The following is a 23,859-nucleotide window of genomic DNA, read 5'->3' as shown; positions in this document are numbered from 1 at the left end:
TCACCCTGCGGAGGTGCCTCCACCGGCCAGGCCGATCGCCTGCACGAGCTTCCAGACTGCCGTGGACGGATTACGCAGTTGGTCCTCGGCTTCGGGGTCGAGCGCCCTCGCTCGACGGCATGCGTCGGCCACTCCGGCTTTGAAATCCGCATATCGCGTGCCTCCCTTGCTCCAGCCCGGGACCACACTCTTCAGCGCCTTCTCGGCCTCGCTCGCGGTCTGGAAGGGAGCCCGATGGTCCTTATGATGCAACAGGAGCCAGAAGTCGAAACACGGAGTGGAAAGCGCGAGCCGCACCTGACTGCCCGCTTCGGCCTGCATCCGCTTGACGAGGCCGCTGTCGAGTTCCGTGTCGAGAACGCACCACACCTCGTCGCCGTCATCGAAGTCGTCGGAGCATCGGCGTCGATGGGCCTCCGCGATCACACGTACGTGATCAGCACGGGGATTGACGATCTCCAGCACCGGCCCGCCGCGAAGGCGCATGCCAAGGAAATAGCCTTCCTCCGTCTCACCCTCGCAGAAGATGAGAAACCGTTTCCGCTCGGCCCTGGCGCCCGGAGGTCGACGGGCCAGTGACGATTTACGCTCAATCGAACGCCGCGGGCGCGGACCGTCGTTCTTTCTGGGTTGCCGGGGAGACACGCGCCGAATCTACACGGGTGGTGAGCGCGGATGCGAAGAGTTCGTCATCCACGGTCGGCACAGCCCCATAACGGCCCGCCAGATAACGACGCTCCCTGTTGTCCTCTTTACGCGGTTTGAAATCAGTCAGAGGGAAAAGCTGAGTGCTGCCGTCTTCGCTCTTCTCGACGAACCAAATCTGGTCTCGTCTCAACACATCCTGACCCTGGACCCGCCCGAGCAACGCTGCGTCGTGACTGGCGAAGACGAGCTGTGCGCCTCGCGGATTGGTGACCGGGCTCTGGAACAGCTGAATCAGCTTCGCACTGAGGTACGTGTGCAAGCTGGCGTCCAGCTCATCTGCAATAAGGATTCCCCCGCTCTCCAGAACCGGTAGCACTGAAATCGCCAGAGTGAACAACTGCTGTGTGCCGTCCGACTCCTCATGAAAGGGAAGAATGAACTCATTACCCTCGCATGGATGCCGGAAAATCAGCTTCGCCTGGCGCGTCGGCGTGAGATCATCCCCCACGAAATTCCGTGGCCCGGCCACTCGCGCCGCCAACTCCTCATCTGTCTCCTCGACGATCTCGAAACCGCTGATGCCGGTATCCGCCGCACTCATGAGATCGGCGATACGGCGTTGCAGCTCTGGTGTCCTCAGGCGCTCCAGCCTGTGCGCCACCAGGCCGCGGCTCATGATCGTGGAAGACGACCTGTATCGCTGCGCGGCGAACCAGCGATAGACGGGTTGCAGAGCCTCCTGGCGGGCACGGGCTCCAAGCGACAGGAGCAGAACGTTGGGCGCGACGAGCTCCGCCAAGCTCTTGACGGAGTCAGATGTATGGACCCCGTAGCTGAAGTCGTCACCGCTGCGTTCGAACACCTTCCGCTCCCGCTTGCGCGGATAGCTGTACAGCCACTCTTCGACGACGGCGGCATCGTCAACAGCGAATCCATAAGTGTGGCGGACATCGTCGATGAGCAGATCTACAACGTAGCTGGAAGCCACGTCGCGGTCGAGCGCAAACGGATATCGCCGGATGCCGCCATCTGGCTCGTTCTCCCGGAACGACCACCTGACCACATGGGCCATGTATCTGAGCGCGTCGAGCACATTGGACTTCCCGGCGGCGTTCGGCCCGAAGATCCCGATGACGGGCACCGCCGACCAACCCGCTTCAGGCACAGGAGGCTCTTCGTAGGCGGGTGTCGTCAGCAGCTGCTGCTCTTCGCGCAGCGATCGATGGTTGGCTGCGCGGAAACTCAGCAACATATCGGCCGCCACCCCTTCCTACGCCGACCCACAGCTTATCTGCTGCGGAACAACCGCGAAGGTGATCGTCGACGGCGTCCCGGGCCGTCGTCGTACGACCCTGCGCGCCGTCCCGTTCGGATAGCTGTTTCCTGCATCCACCGGCGCCGAGCGACCAGGGCCCGGCGGCTCGGCGTAACCACCTCAGGCGGCGAGCTGGTGGTGCAGGTAGTCGCGGAACTCCCGTACGTGAATGGTGTTCTCGTACGGCCTCAGCCGCTTGTCGAACTGCCGGATGCTTTCAACCAGCCGGTGTGAGGCCAGCCGCCCGGCGGCGGGAAGGGCTGTGCGGACCGTGTCGACGGCCTGCTCCACCTCCCGCTTGCCGAGGTAGGCGTTGGCGGCGGCGAGCCGGTTGAGCTGGGCCGACCGTGGACGGTGCCCGTCGAATGCGCGAACGGCATGCTCGGCGTAGCCCGCCGCTCGATCGTGCTTGCCCAGCAGGTGCCAGGTCGCGCCGATCTCCGCACCCAACTGGGGTTCATCGTGCCCCGCAAGCCATGGGGGATCCGAATCCTTCGGTCCCTGACCGTAGGCCCGCTCGGCCTCGCTCAAGAGCTGCTCAACACGCCTGGCAGCGTGCCCGTCTCCGGTTCTGGTCGGCTGTGCCTGCGCGGCGGTGGACCATGCCTCCCTGGTCAGCATGAGTGCCATGACCCTGGGTGACGCCTGCCCCCGGCGCGCGCTTTCGACGGCCGCCCGGTTCAGCAACAACGCGTATGCGGGACGATTCAGGTGCAGCGCCTGATGGGCCATCGTGGTCAAGATGTGAGACCCCGCCAAGGGACTGTCGGCGATCTTCGCCAGCTTAAGAGCCTGGCCGTAGTAGTGCTGCGCCTGCCCGTGATGAGCCATGTCGAAGGCCGTCCAGCCGGCGTACATCGTCATCTCGGCCGCCGCGGTCAGCAGCTCGGGCCCCACCTCGTCGTCATAGGAGCCGCGCAGCAGCGGAGCGACCTGGGAGTTGAGATAGTCCACCACGGCCGGACGGACGATGCCGCCGCCGTACCGATGATCGATCGCGTGGAAGGTCCGCAACATCTCCCTGATGCGCCGGACGTCCGAGAGCCCCACCGCCTGCCCGGCCCTCTGCGAGACCGCCGCGTTGGCAGGTGGGCCGTAACTCCACGACGACAACCAGCTGTCCAGGGCAGCGGGAACGAAGGGCAGCGTGGCCAGCAGGTGGCGTCGGTCGAGATCCAACTCGCCCCTCCAGAGCTTTTCAGCGGATTTCACGGTAGCCGCGATGGACAGGTCGCTGAAGTCCGGCAAAGGCCACACCTCGGTGCCCACCGGCTCCGAACAGTGCAACCACCGTTCGACCACAGCCCCGCTCACCCCGAACACCTGGGCGATACGCGCCCGATACACCGGGCGGATGTCCTGCGCGCCGCGCTCCCACCGGCTCAACGTCGTCGGCGTGACCAGCAACGCCTCAGCCGCCTCCTCCTGGCTCATCCCCAGCCGCTTACGCGCCCTCGCCAGCTCAGGCCGCCCACCACGATCCCCCACAGCCCCTCCCGCGAGACGTCAAGTGGCCGCAACGTCACTCATTGTCCGTGATCGCGGCCCAGCACGCCCCACCACCGGCCGAAACGTCCAGCAAACGACCACCGGCATGCACAGCCCTCACGTCAGGGCCAACGCCTACGTCAAGATCTGCTGCGTCACGCCCGGCCACCGTTTGCTTCTCCTACAGCCATCCGCCCGAGAGAGGAACCTTGGTGACCCCTACCGGCAGCCGCCCCCACGCCCCGGCCCGCCCGTACGTACCCAGGCAGCGCGAGGCTGGGCCGCCCGCCGCGCTCGTCCGTCCCGAGCATGTCGACGCGACGATCGGACTGCACCCCGGCGGCCTGACCTGGCGACGCGCCTTCCCCGGCACTCCCGCCCAGATCCCCGGCGCCCGTTACTTCACGCGCTATCTCCTGGCCGGCTCGTCCCACCAGGACGACGCCGAGCTCATCGTCGCCGAACTCGCCACCAACGCCCTCCGCCACACCAGCAGCGGCCATACGCAGGGCACCTTCATCGTGGAGATCATCCAGGCCGTCACGGCCACCACCCTCGCCGTCTATGACTGCGGATGGGGCGGCAGCCCCCGCTTCACTCCCTGCCACCGAGTCGACGCCGACCACGGCCGCGGCCTGGCCATCGTCGCCGCCCTCGCCGACGAAACCGGCTTTGAGGGCGACGACACGGTCGGTCACAGAGTGTGGGCGACCATCCACGTCCGCTCCACACCGTAGGCCCTCTCACGCGACTTCTTCGCTCGCGAGCGTTCCTGGCCGGTCTGCCGCACGTCCTACACCGTCCACTGTCAGCGGGGGCGGCTGAGGGCGGCCTCGGCCAGGTCTGTCCACATCTCGGCCGCGGAGTGGGGCACGACCACCCAGTCCTTCATCACCCTGCCCTGCCCCGAAGGGTCGAACAGGGACGCGCCGGCCAGCTGGAGCGCGGCTGTGTGTTCGGGAGTGTCCCTGACCAGCCGGAACACCATCGCGCCGTCGCGCTGCAGGCTCGCGAACACCTTGCCCGCCTGATCTTTGAGCGAGGGGTTCCCCATCATCCTGGAAATCCGTACACCCAGGTCGGCCAGCTCGGCGCCGACCTGCTGGAAATCCTGTTCCGCGCTCATCGTCAGTCGGTCCCCGGCTCCGTGGCGGTGTTGTCGAACAGCTTGTCCCGAGAAAGGGTATCTTCCGGCGGCCGGGCGAGGCCACGTAGGCTGGCGCCGGTGACCGTGGATGTGATCGTCACCCGGGTGGAGTCCCTGTTGTCGCGTCACCGGTCCGGTCCTGTGGCCGTGGCCGGGTGGCGGCGGCTGGAGCCGTACGCCATCGCGCGGGCGCGGCTGGAGGGCGGGGAGCGGGTGATCGTCAAGTGGATGCGCCCGCACCCGGGCGCCGCCCGTCACGCGACGTCGCAGCGGCTGCGCACCGAGGTGGCCGCGCTGCGGTTCCTCTCCGACGACGTGGCGTCCGGCCTGGCGCCGCGGGTGATCGCCGCCGACTTCGACGCGGAGCTCGTCGTGCTGGAGGACCTGGCTCCGCGTACGGCGCTGGACGGGCTGCTGCGTGCGGAGGGCGCCACCGCCCATGCGGAAGGGTTGGCCGCCTTCGCCCGCATCCGCGGTGAGCTCAGCGCCGCCACAGCGGGCAGGTCGGCACTGTACGGCGTGCGCAGACGCGCTCTCGGGCCCGCCGGCGCCGCCGAGAGGTTCCCCGGGTTTCGCGAGGAGGGACGCAGGCAGGCGGCCCGCCTCGGCGTGCCGATCGAGGGCGAGGCGGAGCGGGAGCTCGCCGCCGCGCTGGAGGAGCTGGAGCATCCGGGCCCGTTCCTGGCGCTGAGCAACGGCGACCCCGAGGCGAACAACGTGCTCGTGCACGCGACGGGCGATCCGGACGCCCGCCTCATCGACTTCGAGTTCGCCGGCTACACGCACGCGCTGCACGACGCCGTCTGCCTGCACGTCCCCGGTCCCGGCTGGGTGTCGGTGGACGCCGCCTTCGCCGAGGGCTACCGCCGGGCCCTGGCCGCCGGCGTGCCCGAGGCGGAGGACGACCGGCGCTACGGCTTCGGCCTGGCCGCCGCCTGCTTCTCGTACGTCCTGCTCCGGCTGGAACGCCTGGCCAGGGTCGAGGCCCGCCCGCCGGGCGACGGGAGCCGCGTCCAGCTCGTCGCCACCTTGGAGGCCGCCGCCCGTACCGCCGACGAGCACCGCAGCCTGCCCCACCTGGCCGGCTGGGCCCGCCGGCTGGCCGCCCTGCTCCGCCGCCGCTGGCCCGACACGGACCTCGACCTCGACGACAGGACCGCGTTCCCGCCCTACACGCCCCGCCGCCGATGAACGCCGGACGCCCACGTCAGGGGTCGCGGCGGAGCTCGGACCCGTCCGTCCCGAGAGCGGCGAGATGGGTGCGGATACTGTCGGCGTCGACGCCTGGCTCGTCGGTGTGGTCGGTGCCGAGCTTGCTCAGGATGGCCAGCGCCTGCGACCAGTGGTGGCGGGCGTCGTCGTACTGGTCCAGCGCGGCGTGGGCGTGGGCGAGGCCGTCGTGGGCGCGACTCTGGTCGCCCGGCTGGCCCAGGTCCGTGGCCAGCCGCAGCGCCTCCTGGTGGTGGTCGAGCGCCTGCTCGTGATGGCCCTGCTCGTGCCGCAGCCGGCCCATGCCGTGGACGGCCTCGAACTGCCAGTTGCGGTTGCCGAGCTCGCGTGCGAGGTCGAGGGCGTGCTCGTAGCAGGCGTGGGCCTGCTCGTACCGCCCGCCGATGCGGTGCATGTCGCCCAGCGAGATCCAGCCGTCGAGCTGGCCGAGCCGGTGCTCGGTGCCGTTGGCCAGGTCGAGGGCCCGGGTGAAGCGGTCGGTGGCCGCTTCGTACTCGCCGCGGCCGAGATGGAGGTGACCGAGCGCGAGCAGCGTGCGCACCTCGCCGGTGCGGTGGCCGGTCTCCCGAGCGATGTCCAGAGCCTCGGCGAGGGAGCCGGCTGCTTCGCCGTGCCGTCCCACCATCCGGTGGATGTGGCCGGCGCCGATCAACGCGTCCAGCTGGCCGCTGCGGTGGCCGGTCTCGCGGGCGATGGCGAGCGCCTGCGCGAAGTTCTCGATCGACCGGCTGTGCTCACCGTGGACGGCGCGGAGCAGCCCCAGGGAGTTGAGCGCCCGCAGTTCTCCTGAGCGATGCCCCGTGGCGCGGGCGATGTCCAGAGCACGCACGTTGTCCTCGATCGCGGTTTCGTAGCGGCTCTGCCGGTGGCGGATCTCGCCGAGCGCGATGAGAGCCTCCATCTCTCCCGTGTGGTCGGCGGCGGTGCGGGCGGCTGCCAGCGCACGTGTGCTGAGGGTTTCGGCTTCCGGGTTGCGGCCGCGGATGCGCAGGCACCGGTGCAGGGTGGCCGACAGGTGCCGGATGTGGTGCAGGTAGCCGTGTTCGGCCGCGTGCTGCGCGAGGGCCAGCAGGTTGGGCAGCTCCGCCTCCAGCCAACCTTCCGCGTCGTCCATCGCGGGCAGAGGGCCGTCGCCCGGCGGGAGGCGCGGCCTCATGTCGGCCTCGTAGGGGTAGAGGCGGTCCATGGCCGCCGTGGCGGCCCGGCTGTAGTGGTCGAGCAGCCGGGTGACCGAGGCACGCCGCTCCGCCTCTGGTTCCTGACCGGCCAGGGCGGCGGCATGAGCGCGGATGAGGTCATGGAACCGGTACCGGCCGGGCACCGGCTCCTGCAGCAGGTTTCCCTCAAGCAGCCGGTCCAGCAGGCCGGTCGCCTGCGCGACGGAGGTGGCCAGCAGCGCGGCCGCCGCGTCCGGGGCGATGTCGGTGCCGGCGTGCAACCCCAGCAGCCGGTAAGCGCGCCGCTCGGCGATCTCCAGCCCTCGGTAGGAGAGATCGAGCGCCGCGGTGACACTGCGCTCCCCGGCGTGCAGCTCGCCCAGCCGGTGGTGATGCTCCTCCAGCCGTGCCAGCAGGTGCCCCACGCTCCACGTCGGATGCGCCTTGAGCCGGGCCGCGGCCAGCCGGATCGCCAGGGGCAACCGCCCGCACCTCCGGGCCAGCTCCGCCAGCGCCTGCGGCGGCTCGCCCGCGACTCGCTCGTGGCCGGCGGTACGCGTCAGCAGCGCGACCGCCTCGGCCGGCGGCAACACGTCGACCGACACCGTACGCACGTCGTCCAGGCCGATCAGCCGCCGCCGGCTGGTGATCAGAACCAGGCAGCCACCCGAACCGGGCAGCAGCGGCCGTACCTGCGCCTCTTCGGCGGCGTTGTCCAGCACGATCAGCATCTTCCGGTCCGCCAGCACGCTCCGGTACAGGGCCGCCCGGTCGTCGGCGTGCTGGGGGATGGACTCCCCGGGCACGCCCAGCACCGCGAGAATTCTGGCCAGCGCCTCGGCCGGGTCCACCGGGACCATGCCGTGCGTGTATCCGTGCAGGTCGAGGAAGAGGTCGCCGTCGGGGAACCGGGCGGCGAGCTGGTGCGCGGCGTGTACGGCCAGCGCCGTCTTGCCCACGCCCGCCATGCCGTCGATGGCGGTGATCACCACCGTGCCCGCCGTGCCCAGGTCGCCGACGCCGTCGAGAGCGGCCAGTTCGCGCTCCCGCCCGGTGAACGCCACCACGTCGGCGGGCAGGTGCCGCGGCGGCACCCGCACGGGGCCTGGACTCGCCGGGGCATTTTTCGCGGCGTGCGTCTGCGCCGCCTGTTCCGCGCTCTCCCCGGCACCTCTCGCGGCGTGCGTCAGCGTCGCCCGCTCCGCATCGTCCAGACCGAGCGCCTCGGCCAGCAACCGCACCGACGTGCCGCGTGGCCGGCGCAGGTCTCCGGCTTCCAGCCGGCGGATGGTGCGGGCGTTGAGGCCCGCCCGTGCGGCCAGCTCCTCCTGGGTCAGCAGCGCCCGCTCACGCCAGCCCCGCAACAGCGTCCCGAACGCCGCCGGCGACTCCTCTGCAGCGTCCGCGTCGGCACCGTCACGCTCTTCTGAGGACATTCGCAACTCCGATGGTCGCCGCTCCCGGGGCGGCCATTGTCATACGTGCGCTGATCCGCGGCAAAGCCGCTTTCCACGGACCGGCGACATACCTCGGGCATACCAGCGCCTGTTAGAAATTCCGCGACATTTCTCGTACGAGCGGAGAACGACGTGAGAAAAGTAGCGATAGCCCTCGCCGTGGCGGCCGGGATGGCCGTGGTGACGTATCCGGGTCCGGCGTCCGCGACGCCCACCGGCTGCTCGGCCTTCCTCTATCGCCCCGGCTCGGGCGCCGAGGGCGCGGCCGCGAGGTGCACGGGCGGGACCGGGGAGTTCAGAGCCGTGGCACTGTGCACGAACGAGCCGGGAGGCGGCCCGAAGGGCACCTACTACAGCGCCTGGGAGAGGGCGGGTGTGAGCAGCCGGGCCATCGCGCTCTGCCCTCCGGGCGCGAAGTACGTCAAGTCCGCGAAGTACGAGCTCAGCCCCGTGTGGTAGGTCCGCGTCCCCGGGACCGGCCGACCGCCGGCCGACTAACCGCCGATCGCGTTCCGGACCGCCTCCACCAGGGTGGCGGCTCGCCGGTTCTCGCCGTCCTCCTTGACGTGGTTCATCACATACCCGAACGCGAGCCCGCTCTCCGGGTCGGCGAAGCCGAGCGAGCCACCGAGCCCGGGGAACCCGAAGGTCGTGGGGGTGTGGAAGAACGCGTCAGGGGTCGGCAGGCCGAAGCCGGTGCCGATCCTGACGGGCAGGCGCAGGATGCGGTCGAGGCCGGCGGTCTGTTCGGCGGTCGCCGCCGCCAGGGTGGCGGGGGTGAGGATGCGGTGGCCGTCGACCTCGCCGATGAGGGCGGCGTAGAAGCGGGCCAGCGCGCGGGCCGTGCAGATGCCGTTGGTGGAGGGCATCTCGGCCTGCTGCTCCGCGGGGTCGTTGTGGTCGAGCGGGGGCGAGACCACGGACATCGAGCGCATGGTCAGGGACGTCGGGTCGGTGTAGGCCCGCATCATCTCGCGCACGGATTCGGGCAGGGCGTCCAGGTCGGCCCCTGCCAGGTCCGCCGTGCCGGGCACGGACGTGACGATCCGGCTGACCCGGTGCAGCTCGCTCTCCGGCAGCCCGATCCACAGGTCGAGGCCGAGCGGGCCGGCGATCTCCTCCCCGAGGAACGTGCCGAGGCTGCGGCCGCTCACCCGCCGGACGACCTCCCCGACGAGCCACCCGTACGTGAGCCCGTGATAGCCGTGTTCCGTGCCCGGCTCCCAGAAGGGGCGCTGGGCGGCCAGCGCCTCCACCATGGGGTCCCAGGCGATCGCCTCGGCCGGGGTGATCGGCCGGTCGATGGCGGGCAGCCCGGCCTGGTGGGTGAGCAGCCAGCGCACCGGGATGCGCTCCTTGCCCTGCGCCGCGAACTCCGGCCAGTAGCGTGCGACGGGCGCGTCGAGGTCGAGCTCGCCCCGCTGCGCCAGCAGGTGCGCGCAGGCGGCGGTGACGGCCTTGGTGGTGGAGTAGACGACCTGGAGGGTGTCGCGTTCCCAGCGACGGCCCTCGTCGGGGTCGGCCAGGCCGCCCCACAGGTCGACGACCTTCCTGCCGTGCAGGTAGACGGCCACCGCGGCGCCGATCTCCTCGTGCTCGGCCAGGTTGCGGGCGAATGCCGTACGTACTGCTTCGAATCCCGGTGCGGTCTCCCCGCTGATGTCGGGCATGCGTCGTCGCCTCCATTGGTGGATCAGGTGGCGGTCGCCGGCGGCGCTCATTCCTGAGGGCCGAAGGCGATCACGAGGTACCTGCCGTTGGCGTAGCTGACCACGGGCCGTCCGAGCAGCTCGCCCACCCTGCGGGCGACGTTCTGGAACAGCTCGGTCAGCTCGGGGGTGTCGGCGCTCACCCTGAACCGGCCGCCGGCGGTGAGGTGCTCGGCGACGAGGGGGACGAAGTTGGCCTCCGCCCGGAGCTTCTCCTCCGCGGTGAAGGGGGTGCGGCCGGGCCGGGGAAGGTGGGCCATCGAGGGTCTCCTTGGGATCGCCGGTGGATCCGGCAGGCTAGCGGCGCCACTTCTCCATGAGCCAGGCGCAGACCTCCGGCTCGGTCATCTCGGGGAACTCCGCGGTGAACGTGGCGAGCGCGCGCAGAGCCTCGTCGCGGCCGAGACCGCGCGCCAGGGCCGCCCTGAGGTAGTCCTGGCGGGCGGCGGACGGACGGCCTCCGCCCGCGCCCCGGCCCGGCAGGCCGTCGCGCCATCGGACGATCTCCCCCACCCGGTCGGGACGCCAGCCGGGAGCCCCGTCGATCTCGACGTCGGGCTCGGGGAACGGGTGATCGGAGCCGGCCGGATGGCGGGAGCGCCATTTGTGCACCGCGTGCCGGGTCACTCCCAGCGCCTCGGCGATGCCGAGAACGCCCAGGTAGTGCTCGGTCATGGTGCCAGCTCTGTCTTTCCTGCCTCCTGCGCGGATCTCATTACTACCACGCCGGGAAGTGGCACCCGGGCGGACAGAACATCGTCTCTGACAGAGACAGACTGTATCCCAGGGCAGGAATCGTCGTCAACGCCAGAGACGATGTTCTGTGGTCAGCGGGTCCCGTACGCCCGGATCACCTCCTGCGTCACCGTGGAGCCGGCCGCGTCGGAGGCCGTGACGCGCAGCGACACCGCGCCCTGCAGGGGCCGTTCGATGGTGGCCTCGTACGTGCCGTGGCCCTTGTCGCGCAGCCGGCGGGCGGGACGCCAGGTCCTGCCGTCGTCGGACGACGTCTCGAGGGTCACCTCCTCGATGGCGCCGCCCTGCGCTCCCTCCTGGTGGGAGACGGTCAGGCCGAGCTCGGCGGAGGCGGTGCGGTTGCGCAGGTCAACGGGCACGTCGTACGCGACGGCCAGCAGCGGCAGCACGACGGGATCGCCCTCGGCGTGCTCCGAGTCGAACGTCCACACCGTCCTCGTCCTGGTGGACAGGCGCGCCCAGGTCGAGCGGTTCTCCACGGTGTACTCCACGCGGTAGCCGGCCCGCTCCGGCGGCAGCAGGATCCGGCCGGAGCCGCCGGTCGCCGTCCTGCCGAGCAGTTCGTCGCCCTTGTAGATGCGCCAGTCCGACACGTAGCCGTGCGGGAACGGGTCGGTCGGGTGGCTCCCGGTGTTCCCCTCGGCGTCGACGAAGGCGTGCATGTCGACGGTGAGCACGTCGCCCTGCCGCTGCGTGGGCGAGTTCGCCGGGAACCCGGGCGCCACCGGATGCTTCAGCCACGTGCGCTCGATCCGCTTGCCCGCCTGGTAACCGCGCTCGGTGTCCCTGACGGTCATCACGCCCTGCTGCTCCTCGGGAATGATCGCGTTGTACGGCCGCTCCGGCATGTCGGTCCCGCTGTGCCATCGCACGCCGGGGGCGGGGCTCAGGTAGTCGGTCCGCACGCGCGGCGCCCTGGCCACCGTCCTGACCACGTCCCACGTGTAGGTCTCCCACGGCATCCAGCCGAACTTGACCTCGGAGAGGGCGATGTCGCCGGTCAGCTGGCTGTGGAAGGCCGTGTCCACGCGGGCCAGGGAGCGTTTCCCGGCCACGTACGACGGCCGCTTCCTGACCTGGCCCTCCTCGCTCAGGTACAGCTCGTAGACGTAGGGGCTGGCCACGATGCCCTCGGCGACGACGTGAACCGGCCGGCGGCTCGCCCGCTCGGCCAGCCGGGTGCCCTCCGTCTCCGTCAACGTCACCGTCGGCACGGTGAGCGGGCTCTCGCCCCAGTTCAGGTGCGTGTCACCGTAGATCGCCACCATGCGGGCGCCGGCCGCCCCCGCGGCGTTGGCGAGGGCCGAGACGGGCGTGCCGGGCGTGCGGCGGATGAGCGCCAGCCCGCCGCGCAGGTCACGGCCCCTGAGCGCCGTGGCGCTGCCGTCGCCCGCGTCGGCGACCGCCAGCACCGCGGTCCCGTCGAGCCTCGGGTACTGGGTGGACCGGTTGCTGAAGTGGACCGGGTCGACGTACACGGGGTGGAGGTCGATGCCGGGCGTCCGCATGGTGAGCGCGGGCGCCTCCAGCCGCCACCGCGTGGCCACGGCGAACTCGCCCTTGGTCACCTTGACGGTGGGCTGGAGGTAGTAGCTCTCCTCGATGCGGCCGTCCAGGAGGACACTCTCGGTGTACCTGGGCCCCTTCACCGGCTGCCTGGTGTAGACGAGCTTGGTGGCCGCGCCGCGGTTCCGCGCGGTGCGGTGGTCGGGCGTGTCGATCTTCACCGCGACCGCCTTGCGCGCGTCGAGCACGACGTCGGTGTCGCGGGAGACCTCCATCTCCGGATACCCGGTGAAGCTCTGGTTGACGACGTCTCCGCGGCCTTCGCTGGTGGCTCCCGGGCGCAGGGTGCTGACGATGCCGGCGATCGAGTACGTGCCCGGCGGGACGAGCCAGCAGTACCCGTCGTCCGTCTCGCACCGCCTGTCGGAGTCGCTCGGCAGCTCGCGGCCGAAGAGCGCTCCGCTGCCCAGGTCGACCACACTGGGCAGCATGCGGCTGGGACGGCCGTCCCGCGCGACGGCGGACACCCGGAGCTCGACCCGCTGGACCTCGACGTTGCCGGTCAGCAGCGTCCGCAGCGCGGCGCCGCCCGCGGGCGTCGCGACGAGCTCCGCGCGGGCCCAGCCCGCCGACGTCGTGGCGGGGTCGAGCGTGACGTCCACCTGGCCCTTGCCGCCCGCGGGCAGGGTGAGCTCGGTCGTGGAGAGCGTGAACGGGGCGCCGGCGTCGAGGGCGACCTTGACGGGTTCCGCACCGAAGTTGCGGTAGGTAACCGTACGCGTCACCTGGTCGCCGGCGCCGGCCGTCGTGAGCCCGAAGTCGAGCACCGCGTCGCCGGCCAGCACGGTGCGCGCGAGCGCCCCTGCCACGTCGAGCCGGCCCGCTCCGCCCTTGTCCACGGGCACGCCGGGCAGGGCTTGCGAGCCGCCCACGAGCGCGGACCTGACCTCGGGAGCGGTGATGCCGGGCCTGGCCTGGCGCAGCAGCGCGGCGGCGCCCGCGGCGTACGACGCGGAGAGGGCGGTGCCGGAGAAGCGCGCGTAGTGGTCGCCGACGGGATCGGCGGGCTGGAGGTTCGCCACGCGGGTCGAGACCACGCCGACGCCGGGCGCGCTCAGCTCGGGCTTGACCGCCCGGTGCAGGCCCACCGGCCCGTGGCCGGAGAAGTCCGCGAGCCCGCCCTTGCCGTCCACGGCGCCGACCGTGAGCGCGGCCTGGGCGTCCGCGGGACTGTCGACGCAGGCCTCGCAGCCCCGGTCGCCGGTGCTCATGACGAAGAGCGTGCCGTTCTTGGCGGTCAGCTCGTTCACGGCGTCGGTGAGCGGGCCGCCCTTGCCGGGGACGCTCACCGCCATCGTCACGACGTCGGCGCCCGCCTCTCCCGACGCCCACTCCAGGCCCTCGATCGCCCAGGAGGCCAGCCCGCTGCCGGAGCCATCGATGATCTTGCCGTTGAGCAGCCGCGCCCCGGGAGCGACACCCGTGTACGTGCCTCCTGACGCCGCGCCGCTGCCCGCGATGACGCCGGCCATGGCCGTGCCGCTGCCGTACCGGTCGACCCCGTCGCCGTCGTAGGTGAAGTCGCGCGCGCCCGCGACCTTGCCCGCCAGGTCGGGGTGGCCGGCGTCTATTCCGCTGTCGAGGACGGCGACGGTGGTGCCGGCGCCGTCGCCGCCGGCTGCGGCCGACGCCGCGGCCCCGGCGGTGGACGCGCTCGTGACCGGCCGTGCGGTGATCTTGCGGTCCAGCCAGATCTTGTTCACGCCCGCGGCCAGTCCGGAGCCGGTGACGAGGCCGGTCGAGAACGTGGCCGCGTCCTTCTTCGCGAGCTTGACCCCGGTCGCGCCGATGCTCTCCAGCCGGGTGACGGCCGCGAGCCCGGCCAGGGGTGCGGCTCCCGCGTCCTGCCGCACGATCAGCGGGATGGAGTCGCTCTGCTGGTCGGTGTAGCCCTGGGCGGCCAGCGAGGTCACGTTGAACAGCTCGGGGTCGAGCCGCTCCGGCACCAGGGCCGCCACGTCGGCGGGCACCACGGACAGCTCGCCGCCGTGGTCCACCATGCGGAAGCCGGTGCGAGCCGGGTCCCGCGGGGTCACGCTCGCCCGCTGCCGGCCGTCCTCGCCGACGGCGATGTGCACCTTGTCACCGGTGATCAGCGTGACGTCGTAACTTCGCGGGTTCGCGGCCGGTAAGAGCTCCTGTACGGAGTCCGCCCGCGCTCCCGGCACCGGTGTCACGCTCACCGCCAGCGCGGCGGCCACCGCGGCCCATCGCCGAACTGGGGCCCATCGACCAGGCCACATCGCTTTCCTCCACATGTGTGTCATTTCAACTGGTCTAATGTGACACAAGTGTGCTGGTCATCGGACTTTTCGGCATGGCGAAATTCTGACATGTCATGAATCAGCCACAGAGCGGCCGAGCCAGGAAACTCGTGCGTTGTCCCGATGCGGACACATCTGTCAACCAAATGCCGTCGCGCCCCGTCTCCTCTTGCGCACCATCTGCCTCAAGGAGCCGTCTTGCGCGTTCGACTGGCCGTCCCGGCCCTGGCCCTCGCGTACACCGCCCTGCCCTCGGCGGCGCACGCCGACAGCGTGGCGTACACGTGCGAAACCGTCGCGACGGGCATGCAACAGCAGATCAGCCTCGACATCGAGCTGACGGTGCCCACGGACGCCACGGTGGGCACGCAGATGACGATCGGCTGGCGCGGCTCCTACGTCGGCTCCGCGAGACTGCTCGCCCCCGCGACGGCCACGGACGGCCAGCTCAAGATGTACGCCTACGCAGGCATCGACGGGATCGACAGGCTGACCTCCGCCACGGGAGTCGGCCAGCTCGGCACGGTCACTCCGGGGCAGCCGATCACCCTGCCCGCGACGACCGTCGAGATGAGGACCACCGCGAATTTCCCGGGCACGGGCACGGTGCACGCCGCCGCCGTCAACTTCGGCCCCACCCCGCAGGAGCGCGTGATCGAGTGCGAGGTCAACGACGAGGAGTCGCTGCGGGAATATCCGCTCACCGTCACCGGGGAGTCCACCAGTCCCGGCCCCGACGAGACCACCGGTTCGGAGACGCCCGACCCCGGCGCCTCAACCCCTGAGGACACGGCCAGCAGCCCGGCCTCCACCACGACCGAGACGGTGACCGAGCTCCCGACGGGTGGCGTGGCGACCGGGGGCGGCGGCATGGCGGGGCCGGACGGGCGGATGCTGGTGGCCACGGGGTTGCTGGTCGTCGTCGCCGCCACAGGCGGCCTGTGGTTGCGCAGGCCCGCCCGGCGTTCGCCGAACAGTCCATGAATCCGCACGTGCGACATGGTGATTAATTGGCAAGGTTAGCCTAACCTTATCCTCATGACCGAGGAGATCTCTCTGCGCGGGGCGGAGCTGTGCCTCAGCTACCACGGAACCACCGTGGTCGAGGACGGCCGCATCGTGCTGCGGCCCGGCCACGTCACCGCGCTGGTGGGGCCGAACGGCAGCGGCAAGTCCACGCTGCTGCGCGCCCTGGCCCGGCTGCACCGTCCCGACCGCGGCACCGTGACGCTGGGCGACGGCGCCTCCGCGCTCGCCCTGTCGGCCCGCGACTTCGCGCGGCGGGTGACGCTCCTGGCGCAGAGCCGCCCCACCCCTGGCGGCGTGCAGGTCCGCGACGTCGTCGGGTACGGCCGCCACCCGTACAGGGGGCGCTGGAGAGCCGGCGACCCCGGCGGCTCCGAGGCCGTCCGCCGGGCCATGGAACTGACCGGCGTGACGGCGATGGCCGAGCGCCCCGTCGACGAGCTGTCCGGCGGCGAGCTGCAGCGCGTGTGGCTGGCCACCTGCCTGGCGCAGGACACCGGCGTGCTGCTGCTCGACGAGCCCACCACGTTCCTCGACCTGCGCTACCAGGTGGAGCTGCTGGAGCTCGTCCGCGACCTGGCCGACCAGCACGGCGTGGCGATCGGCGTCGTGCTGCACGACCTCAACCAGGCCGCAGAGATCGCCGACCACGTCGTGCTCCTGCGGGAGGGCCGGGTCCTCGCCGACGGCCCGCCCGCGCAGGTCCTCACCGAGGACCTGCTCAGCGACACGTACGGCATCCGCATCGAGGTCAGCCACAACCCCAGGACGGGGACGGTGAGCACCCGGCCGATCGGCCGGCACACCAGGAACGTCCCCGCCGCGACATGACAGGAACGACCATGACCTCACTGCGCAGAGCGTTGACGGCGCTCGCCGCGATCGTGGCCCTCGGCGCCTGCGGCACCACCGAGGCGCCCGTCACCGAGCAGGCCCCCTCTCCCGGCGGCTCGACCGCCGCCGCCGTGACCGTCACCGACGACCGCGGCAAGCAGGTCACCCTCGAACGCCCGGCGACCAGGGTCGTCAGCCTGGAATGGGGCGAGACCGAGATGCTGGCCTCCCTCGGCGTCATGCCCGTGGGGGTGGCCGACGTGAAGGGCTACGCCACCTGGAACACCTCCATCAAGCTCGACGCCTCGGTCAAGGACGTCGGCAGCCGGCAGGAGCCCAGCGTCGACTCCATCAGCGCGCTCCAGCCCGACCTGGTCGTCATGGAGTCCGGACGCGACTCGGCGCTGGTGAGCCAGCTGGAGAAGTTCGTGCCGGTGCTGGCGTTCGAGGGCAGCGACGCCAAGGACAACCTCGGGCGCATGCGCGACGACCTCGACAGGATCGCGACCGCGGTCGGCAGGACGGACGAGGCCGGCAAGCTCATGGCCGACTTCGACGCCGCCATGACCGCCGCCAAGGAGAAGATCGCCGCCGCCGGCGCCGCGGGCAAGCCGTTCGTCATGGCCGACGGGTGGAAGCAGGGCAGCACGATCTCGATCCGCCCCTTCGGCGAGGGCTCGCTCGTCTCCCAGGTCGCCATCCGCCTCGGGCTGAAGAACGCCTGGACCGGCAAGGTCGACGAGGTGTGGGGGCTCGGCGCCACCGACGTCGAGGGCCTGTCCTCGCTCAAGGACCCGGACATCCGCTTCTTCTACAACGCCTCCGACGGCGTGGACGTGTTCACCGACGGCCTGGCGGACAACGCCATCTGGAAGTCGCTGCCGTTCGTGGCCAAGGGGCAGGTCACCAAGCTGCCCGACGGCATCTGGACCTTCGGCGGGCCGCTGTCGTGCCGTCAGTACGCCGAGGCGCTGGTGAAGGCGTACGCGGGTTGAGCGTCCCCGTCCTGACCCCGGCGCCCCCGGCCACGCCCCTGGGGCGGCTGGGGACCGCCGGGGTCTTCCTGCTCGCCGTGGCCGCCACCGTCCTGGTGTCCGCCGTGCACGTGACGCAGGGCACCTCGTCGGTGGGCGCGCTGGACCTCCTGGCGCTGCTCTTCAACGGGCCCTTCGGCGACAGCGAGGAGGCCGCCCGCGTCCTGCTGGCCTCGCGGCTGCCCCGGCTGCTGGCCGGCGTCGCCGTCGGCTGCGCGCTGGGCGTGGCCGGCTCGCTGCTGCAGTCGGTCGCCCGCAACCCGATGGCCTCACCGGACACGCTGGCCGTCAGCTCCGGCGCCCACCTCGCCATCGCCACGGCCGCCGCGTTCGGCCTGACGCTGCCCCTGCCGGTGTCCGGCGGGCTCGCCCTGTTCGGCGGCCTGGCCGCGGCCGCCCTGGTGATGGCCATGTCGGCGGGCGGGCGCAGCGGCACGACCCGGCTGATCCTGGCCGGCACCGCCACGGCTCTGGCGTTGAGCTCGCTCACCAACCTCGTGATGATCCTCTTCGAGGAGGAGACCACCGGGTTGTACGCCTGGGGCAGCGGCTCTCTCGTGCAGGGCGACCTGCGCGCCGTCACCCAGCTCGGCCCCGTGATCGCGGTGGCGATGGTGGCGGCGATGCTGGCCGGGCCGCGGCTGGACATCCTCGGCCTCGGCGACGACACGGCCTCGGTGCTGGGCGTGAACGTACGGCGCCTGCGGTTGTGGCTGACGCTGCTGGCCATCGTGCTGGCGGCCGCCGCCGTGACCGTGGCGGGGCCCATCGGATTCGTCGGCCTGTGCGCCCCGGTGATCGTCCGGCTGCTGCCCCGGTCGATCCCCGGGCTGCACAGGAACAGGTCGATGCTCCCCCTGTCGGGGCTGGCCGGCGTGCTCATCGTGCTCGGCTCCGACATCGTGCTCCGTGCCGTGCTGGGCGCGCAGGCCGGGGTGGAGGTGCCGCCGGGCGTCGTGACCACGCTGCTCGGCGCGGGCGCGATGGTGTGGCTGGCGCGCCGCTACCGGGACGCGGGACCGACCCGCCGCCCGCCCGCCGCGCGCACCGGCGCCACCCGGTCCCGCGCGGCCTTCCTGACCGTGACCGTCACGTTCGCCGCGCTGCTGGCCGGGGCGCTGGTCCTGGGCCTGCTGGCAGGCGACCGGTGGCTGCTGACCGGTGACGTGCTCAACTGGCTGCAGGGCCGTACGGGCCGGGCCCTGACGTTCGTGCTCGACCAGCGTTACCCGCGGGTCCTGGCCGCCGTGCTGGCGGGGGCGGCGCTGGCCGTGGCGGGCACCGCCGTGCAGGCGGTGTGCCGCAACCCGCTCGCCGAGCCGGGCGTGCTGGGCGTCACGGCCGGGGCGGGCGTCGGCGCGATCTCGCTGCTGACCTTGGCTCCGGTGGCCGGGATCTGGGCCATGACCGGCGCGGCGGGCCTGGGCGCGCTGATCGCCTTCGGCCTGGTCTACGGGCTGGCGTGGCGCGGCGGCCTGAGCTCCGACCGGCTCGTCCTCATCGGGATCGCCGTGCAGTACGCCTGCACGAGCCTCACCGTGCTGATCATCGTCAAGGCCGACCCGTGGAACACCGCCCTGGCCCTGACCTGGCTGTCCGGCTCCACGTACGGCCGCGTGCCGGCGCAGCTGATCCCGGTCGCGCTGGCGCTGCTGCCGGCCGTGCCGCTGCTGGCCTGGCTGCGCCGGGACCTGGACCTGCTCTCCCTGGACGAGGACAGCCCGCGCATCCTGGGCGTCCCCCTGGAGCCCGTACGGCTGGCCGCGCTCGCGGGCGCCGTGCTGCTCACCGCCACGGCGGTGTCGGCGGTCGGCGTGGTCGCCTTCGTCGGCCTGGTGGCCCCGCACGCCGCCCGCGCCATGGTGGGCGCCCGCCACGCCAGGGTCCTGCCGGTGGCGGCGCTGCTCGGCGCGCTGCTGGTGAGTCTCGCCGACACGCTGGGGCGTACGGTCATCGCCCCAGCGCAGGTGCCGGCGGGGCTCGTCACGGCGCTGATCGGCACGCCGTACTTCGTCTATCTCCTGTGGCGGGCCCGCGCCCACGCGGACGGGCCGTAGTAACCGGTTACTGATCAAGGCTTGACGGTCGTCGCGGTGGATGCGTATCTTCGGCGCGAACCTACAGTAACCCGTTACCAGGGAGTCGCCATGCGCGCTGACCACCCTCGCGAGCACTGGGTCAACGTCGCGGACGGGCTGCTGGACGCGGTGACGCCGTACGCCACTCCAGGTTTCGCGCAATACCGGTTGCCCGGCCGCACCAGCAGGTCGGGGCCCGAGTCCGACGGGCTCGAAGGGTTCGCGCGCACCTTCCTGCTCGCCGCGTTCCGCCTCGCCGGCGACCCGGCCGCCGCTCCCGCGGCCCTGCTGGAGCGCTACGCCGAAGGGCTGGCAGGCGGCACCGACCCCGGCCACGAGTTCGCCTGGCTGCCCATCGCCGACGGCCACCAGACCATCGTCGAGGCCGCCTCGATCGCGATCGCGCTGCACGAGACCCGGCCGACGCTCTTCGACCGGCTCGACCCCGGGGTCCAGGAGCGGGTGGTCGCCTGGCTGGGCGGGATCGTCGGCAAGCACGCCTGGCCGTGCAACTGGGTGCTGTTCAAGGTGATCGTCGAGCAGTTCCTCGCCGGGGTCGGCGGTCCGTACGACCAGGACGAGATCGACCGGCACCTCGCGGACGTGGAGCGCTGGTACGTCGGCGACGGCTGGTACACCGACGGCGCCGGCCAGAACTACGACTATTACTGCGGCTGGGCGATCCACCTCTACACGCTGTTGTGGACCAGGATGTCGGGCGCCGACGCGACGGTCCACCGCGACCGGCTCCGCACGTTCCTCGACGGATACCGGCACCTGTTCGCCCCCGACGGCGCCCCCATGCACCAGGGGCGTTCGCTCACCTACCGGATGGCGAGCCTGGCCCCGCTCTGGCTCGGCGCGCTCTTCGACGCCTCCCCGATCGAGCCGGGCGCCACCCGCCTGATGGCGGGCCGCACACTCGACCACTTCGCCGCCCACGGCGCTCCCGACGAACGCGGCCTGCTCAGCCTGGGCTGGCACCGCCCCTACCTGCCCGTGACCCAGGGCTACTCGGGGCCCGCCTCCCCCTACTGGGCGAGCAAGGGTTTCCTGGGGTTGCTGCTGGGCCCCGACCACCCGGTGTGGAGCGCACCGGCCGTCGACCCCGACGCGGGCGAGCTCAGCCTGGCCCTGCCCGCGCCCGGCTGGCTGCTGCACCGCAGCGACGGGATCACCCGCCTGGTCAACCACGGCAGCGACGGCAACGACCCCGACACCGCCAGGGACGACCCCCACTACGCCAAGCTCGGCTACTCCACCCACACCGCGCCCGAGACCGGCCCGGGCGGCCGGGCCGAGAACATCGACAACCACCTCACCGTGCTCCTGCCCGACGGGCGGGCCACCCGCCGCCGCCGGATCGAGCGCATCGGCGTCGCCGACGGCTTCGCCGCGTCCCGCTACGCCGACGGGGAGGTGGTCGTGGAGACCGCGTCCGTGCTCGACGGACTCTGGGAGGTACGCGTGCACCGGGTGAGCGCCCCCGCGGGCAGCGTGGTCCGCGACGGCGGGCACGCCGTCGCGGCCGACGAACCGTGCGCGGTCACGCCGGGCGGGCTCACCGCTTCGGTGACCGCCACCTCGGGGAAGGAACTGGTCAGCGAGATCGCCGGGCTGCACGGCTGGGATACGGCCGCCGCCGCCCTCCGCCACGACGAGAACGCGTTCGGCGCCCACTCGGCGACCCCCTACCTCGTCGGCGCCCACCCGGGCGGTCGCGCGGCGATCTTCGTCTCGGCGGTGCGGCTGGGGCGGGCCACGTCCGTCAAGAGCCCGGACATCTCGGTGCACGGCGAGCAGGTCTCGTGGAATGATGCCGCCGGCTCGCGGGTCGAAGTCCGGCTCGGACGCGAGCCCGCCTACCGCCGGCATGGATCCGTGGGAGCACGCGTTGTCTGGACCGGCTAGACGCGTCACCATCCGCGACGTCGCCGCGCACGCGGGGGTCTCGGTGGCGACCGTCTCGCGCGCCCTGGCCGGTGACTATCCGGTGCACCCGAGCACCAGGCGCAAGGTGCTGCGCGCGGTGCGCGAGCTCGACTACGTGCCCAACGCCCAGGCCAGAGCGCTGTCCGTGGCCTCGCCCGGCGCGGTGGCCATCGTCATCCACTCGGTCGACTCGCCCTACTACGCCTACATCGCCCAGGGGGTGGAGGAGCAGGCCGCCGCCGAGGGCCGCCTGTCGCTCATCTGCACCACGGGCGGCGACCCCGAACGCGAGCTGGCCTTCGTCCAGACCATGCGCGAGCAGCGGGCCGAGGCGGTGATCCTGGTGGGCGGCGTGGTGTTCGACGACGACTACCGCGAACGCATGACGCGCTACGCGCACGGGCTGGCGGCCTCCGGCTCCCGCCTGGTGTTGTGCGGCCGGCCCCCGCTCGGTGACGGGGTGCCGGCCTTCACGGTCGACTTCGACAACACCGGCGGGGCCCACGCGATCACCGCGCACCTGCTGTCCGCCGGGCACCGCCGCATCCTCTACCTGGGGATCCGCCCCGGCAACACCACGTCGGACACCCGGGTCGCGGGCTATCGCGCGGCCCTCGCCGAGCACGGGATCACGGCCGACCCCGCGCTGGAGATGTGCGGCGACTTCGACCGGCGCAGCGGCTACGTGACGATGAAGCGACGGCTGGCCGAAAGGCCGCGCGACTTCACCGCGGTCTTCGCCGCCACCGACCTCATCGCCGCCGGCGCCGTCAAGGCGCTGCGCGAGCACGGGCTGCGCGTCCCCGAGGACGTCTCGATCGTCGGCTACGACGACGTGCCGCCCGCCGAGGACATCGGGCTGACCACCGTTCACCTGCCGCACACCGAGCTGGGCCGGGCCGCCGTGCGCCTGGCGTTGTCGGGCAGGGATCCGCTGGCCGAACCGCCGATCACGCTCGGCACCCACATCGTGGTCAGGTGCTCGGTGCAGCGGCTGTGAGGCGAACGCTGAAGGCCGGGCGTATGCCGGCCCTCATGGCGGTAAGACTTACCGCATGGGAGACACGGCATCGCCCTCAGGACGGGGCCTTCTCGCGGCAGCCGCGGGCTGCGCGCTGGCCGTACCGGTGGCCGTCTGGTGGCTGGTGGGCGACCTCAGCGCGGACGTGCCGCCCGGCACGGCCCTCGACCACCTGATCAGCCCGCCCGGCCTGGGCCCGTGGGCCGAGCGCGCCGTCGGCTTGGGGGCGCTGGTGGTGGCGGGCGTGACGGCGGCGCTGCTGGTGCGGGCGTCGCGGCGGCGCCGGTTCGACCGCCGGTGGTGGGCGGCGCTGATTCCGGTGCTGGTCGCGGGCGCCGTCGTGGGAGCCGGCTGGCGGGTCGTGACGGCGGGCACGGTCGGGGCCAACATCGGCGCCGGCCTGACCATCATGCTGGGCGGCGCGCTCGTGGCGCTGCTCCTGCTGTGGGCCGCCGGCTGGTCGGCGCGGCTGCTGCTGTCCCGGCGCGCCACCCGCTGACTCCACAGCTGACAGAACCGCGCCGCGTTGTAAAGATCAATGCTGTGCGAAGCCTGCCCGGAAGTTTGGGCAAGATCTGCTTCGGATTTTCCCGGAACCGCGCGTCATCGTAAGGACATCAGGCGCACCTCGCCATATCCCCGGGCATCTGGAGCAGATTTTCATGGTCAGACGATCAATCGCCCTCATCACCCCCGCCGTCGTCCTTCTGTTCACCTTATTCGGATTCGCGCTGCCGGCCCACGCGGTGACGCTGGAGCAGAAACTCGCCGCTCTCTCCTCGTTCAGCCAGCCCACCACCACGAGCGCCAACGCGTGGCGCAACGCGTGGGAGAACCAGTCGGCCTGGGCCGACTACGCCTTCGACTGGTCCACCGACCTCTGCTCGAGCAGCCCCGACCAGCCGCTCGGCTTCGATTTCCGCATGTCGTGCAGGCGGCACGACTTCGGTTACCGCAATTACAAGGACGTCAACCGGTTCACCGCCAACAAGTCCCGCATAGACGACGCTTTCTACTTCGATATGCGCCGGGTGTGCGCCGGCTATTCGGGAGTGTCGAAGTCCACCTGTGACGGGCTCGCCTGGACCTACTACCAGGCGGTCAAGGAATTCGGCAACCTGGTCGTCACCGACGAGCAGATCCAGAAGGTCAAGCGCGAGGCCGAACGCTCCGCCCAGCGGTAGCCGACCCCAACCG

At 71.7% G+C, this 23,859-nt stretch carries 20 protein-coding genes; 11 read left to right on the top strand and 9 right to left on the bottom strand.

Annotation, left to right across the window (positions count from 1 at the left end):
- The 3 genes from ABGA98_RS14215 to ABGA98_RS14205 all read right to left on the bottom strand — a co-directional run bounded on the left by ABGA98_RS14215 (position 1) and on the right by ABGA98_RS14205 (position 3,451).
- Positions 1 to 645, bottom strand: a complete 645-nt coding sequence (locus ABGA98_RS14215) for an RloB family protein (RefSeq protein ID WP_347618716.1) — start codon at positions 643 to 645, stop codon at positions 1 to 3.
- Positions 590 to 1,900, bottom strand: a complete 1,311-nt coding sequence (locus ABGA98_RS14210; RefSeq protein WP_347618715.1) for an ATP-binding protein — start codon at positions 1,898 to 1,900, stop codon at positions 590 to 592. Before ABGA98_RS14210 ends, ABGA98_RS14215 begins: the two co-directional genes overlap by 56 nt.
- A 183-nt stretch (positions 1,901 to 2,083) precedes the next feature.
- Entirely contained in the window at positions 2,084 to 3,451 is a 1,368-nt protein-coding gene (locus ABGA98_RS14205) for a helix-turn-helix transcriptional regulator (protein WP_347618714.1), read from the bottom strand.
- A 212-nt stretch (positions 3,452 to 3,663) separates the two neighbouring features.
- Between ABGA98_RS14205 and ABGA98_RS14200 the strand changes: the two genes are divergently transcribed.
- The gene (locus tag ABGA98_RS14200; RefSeq protein WP_347618713.1) at positions 3,664 to 4,188 is read left to right on the top strand and encodes an ATP-binding protein; all 525 of its coding nucleotides are present in this window, start codon (positions 3,664 to 3,666) and stop codon (positions 4,186 to 4,188) included.
- Between the two features lie 71 nt (positions 4,189 to 4,259).
- On the opposite strand, the gene ABGA98_RS14195 is transcribed toward ABGA98_RS14200, so the two are convergent.
- The gene (locus ABGA98_RS14195) at positions 4,260 to 4,577 is read right to left on the bottom strand and encodes a hypothetical protein (protein ID WP_347618712.1); all 318 of its coding nucleotides are present in this window, start codon (positions 4,575 to 4,577) and stop codon (positions 4,260 to 4,262) included.
- Between the two features lie 99 nt (positions 4,578 to 4,676).
- Between ABGA98_RS14195 and ABGA98_RS14190 the strand changes: the two genes are divergently transcribed.
- On the top strand, positions 4,677 to 5,789 hold the full coding sequence (locus ABGA98_RS14190; protein ID WP_347618711.1) for a hypothetical protein: 1,113 nt from the start codon (positions 4,677 to 4,679) through the stop codon (positions 5,787 to 5,789).
- 16 nt (positions 5,790 to 5,805) lie between these two features.
- Here ABGA98_RS14190 and ABGA98_RS14185 read toward each other — a convergent pair whose 3' ends face one another.
- The gene (locus ABGA98_RS14185; protein ID WP_347618710.1) at positions 5,806 to 8,421 is read right to left on the bottom strand and encodes a tetratricopeptide repeat protein; all 2,616 of its coding nucleotides are present in this window, start codon (positions 8,419 to 8,421) and stop codon (positions 5,806 to 5,808) included.
- Between the two features lie 153 nt (positions 8,422 to 8,574).
- Between ABGA98_RS14185 and ABGA98_RS14180 the strand changes: the two genes are divergently transcribed.
- Positions 8,575 to 8,901: a hypothetical protein gene (locus ABGA98_RS14180; protein ID WP_347618709.1), complete on the top strand. Its 327-nt coding sequence runs from the start codon at positions 8,575 to 8,577 to the stop codon at positions 8,899 to 8,901.
- Positions 8,902 to 8,936: 35 nt separating this feature from the next.
- Here the strand turns inward: ABGA98_RS14180 and ABGA98_RS14175 are convergent, their stop codons facing one another.
- The 4 genes from ABGA98_RS14175 to ABGA98_RS14160 form a co-directional block, all read right to left on the bottom strand.
- Entirely contained in the window at positions 8,937 to 10,112 is a 1,176-nt protein-coding gene (locus tag ABGA98_RS14175; protein ID WP_347618708.1) for a serine hydrolase domain-containing protein, read from the bottom strand.
- A 47-nt stretch (positions 10,113 to 10,159) separates the two neighbouring features.
- Complete coding sequence (locus ABGA98_RS14170) at positions 10,160 to 10,411, bottom strand: hypothetical protein (protein ID WP_347618707.1); 252 nt, start codon at positions 10,409 to 10,411, stop codon at positions 10,160 to 10,162.
- Positions 10,412 to 10,448: 37 nt separating this feature from the next.
- Positions 10,449 to 10,826, bottom strand: a complete 378-nt coding sequence (locus ABGA98_RS14165; RefSeq protein WP_347618706.1) for a hypothetical protein — start codon at positions 10,824 to 10,826, stop codon at positions 10,449 to 10,451.
- Between the two features lie 152 nt (positions 10,827 to 10,978).
- Complete coding sequence (locus ABGA98_RS14160) at positions 10,979 to 14,674, bottom strand: S8 family serine peptidase (protein WP_347618705.1); 3,696 nt, start codon at positions 14,672 to 14,674, stop codon at positions 10,979 to 10,981.
- Between the two features lie 261 nt (positions 14,675 to 14,935).
- Here ABGA98_RS14160 and ABGA98_RS14155 point away from each other — a divergent pair, with 261 nt between their 5' ends.
- The 8 genes from ABGA98_RS14155 to ABGA98_RS14120 all read left to right on the top strand — a co-directional run bounded on the left by ABGA98_RS14155 (position 14,936) and on the right by ABGA98_RS14120 (position 23,846).
- Entirely contained in the window at positions 14,936 to 15,721 is a 786-nt protein-coding gene (locus tag ABGA98_RS14155; RefSeq protein ID WP_347618704.1) for a hypothetical protein, read from the top strand.
- 54 nt (positions 15,722 to 15,775) lie between these two features.
- Positions 15,776 to 16,594 (top strand): ABC transporter ATP-binding protein, encoded by an 819-nt coding sequence (locus ABGA98_RS14150; RefSeq protein ID WP_347618703.1) that lies wholly within the window; start codon positions 15,776 to 15,778, stop codon positions 16,592 to 16,594.
- Between the two features lie 11 nt (positions 16,595 to 16,605).
- Positions 16,606 to 17,592, top strand: a complete 987-nt coding sequence (locus ABGA98_RS14145; RefSeq protein WP_347618702.1) for an iron-siderophore ABC transporter substrate-binding protein — start codon at positions 16,606 to 16,608, stop codon at positions 17,590 to 17,592.
- Entirely contained in the window at positions 17,589 to 19,688 is a 2,100-nt protein-coding gene (locus ABGA98_RS14140; protein ID WP_347618701.1) for an iron ABC transporter permease, read from the top strand. Before ABGA98_RS14145 ends, ABGA98_RS14140 begins: the two co-directional genes overlap by 4 nt.
- 90 nt (positions 19,689 to 19,778) lie before the next feature.
- The gene (locus ABGA98_RS14135) at positions 19,779 to 21,620 is read left to right on the top strand and encodes a DUF2264 domain-containing protein (RefSeq protein ID WP_347618700.1); all 1,842 of its coding nucleotides are present in this window, start codon (positions 19,779 to 19,781) and stop codon (positions 21,618 to 21,620) included.
- On the top strand, positions 21,604 to 22,641 hold the full coding sequence (locus tag ABGA98_RS14130) for a LacI family DNA-binding transcriptional regulator (protein ID WP_347618699.1): 1,038 nt from the start codon (positions 21,604 to 21,606) through the stop codon (positions 22,639 to 22,641). Before ABGA98_RS14135 ends, ABGA98_RS14130 begins: the two co-directional genes overlap by 17 nt.
- Before the next feature lie 55 nt (positions 22,642 to 22,696).
- Entirely contained in the window at positions 22,697 to 23,161 is a 465-nt protein-coding gene (locus ABGA98_RS14125; protein WP_347618698.1) for a hypothetical protein, read from the top strand.
- 163 nt (positions 23,162 to 23,324) lie between these two features.
- Entirely contained in the window at positions 23,325 to 23,846 is a 522-nt protein-coding gene (locus tag ABGA98_RS14120; RefSeq protein WP_347618697.1) for a phospholipase, read from the top strand.
- The last annotated feature ends 13 nt before the right edge of the window (positions 23,847 to 23,859 follow it).

Source organism: Nonomuraea sp. B1E8 (assembly GCF_039871515.1).
Lineage (GTDB): Bacteria > Actinomycetota > Actinomycetes > Streptosporangiales > Streptosporangiaceae > Nonomuraea.
The sequence above is the reverse complement of the archived record's forward strand: the minus strand, read 5'-3'. Positions and strand labels throughout refer to the sequence as shown.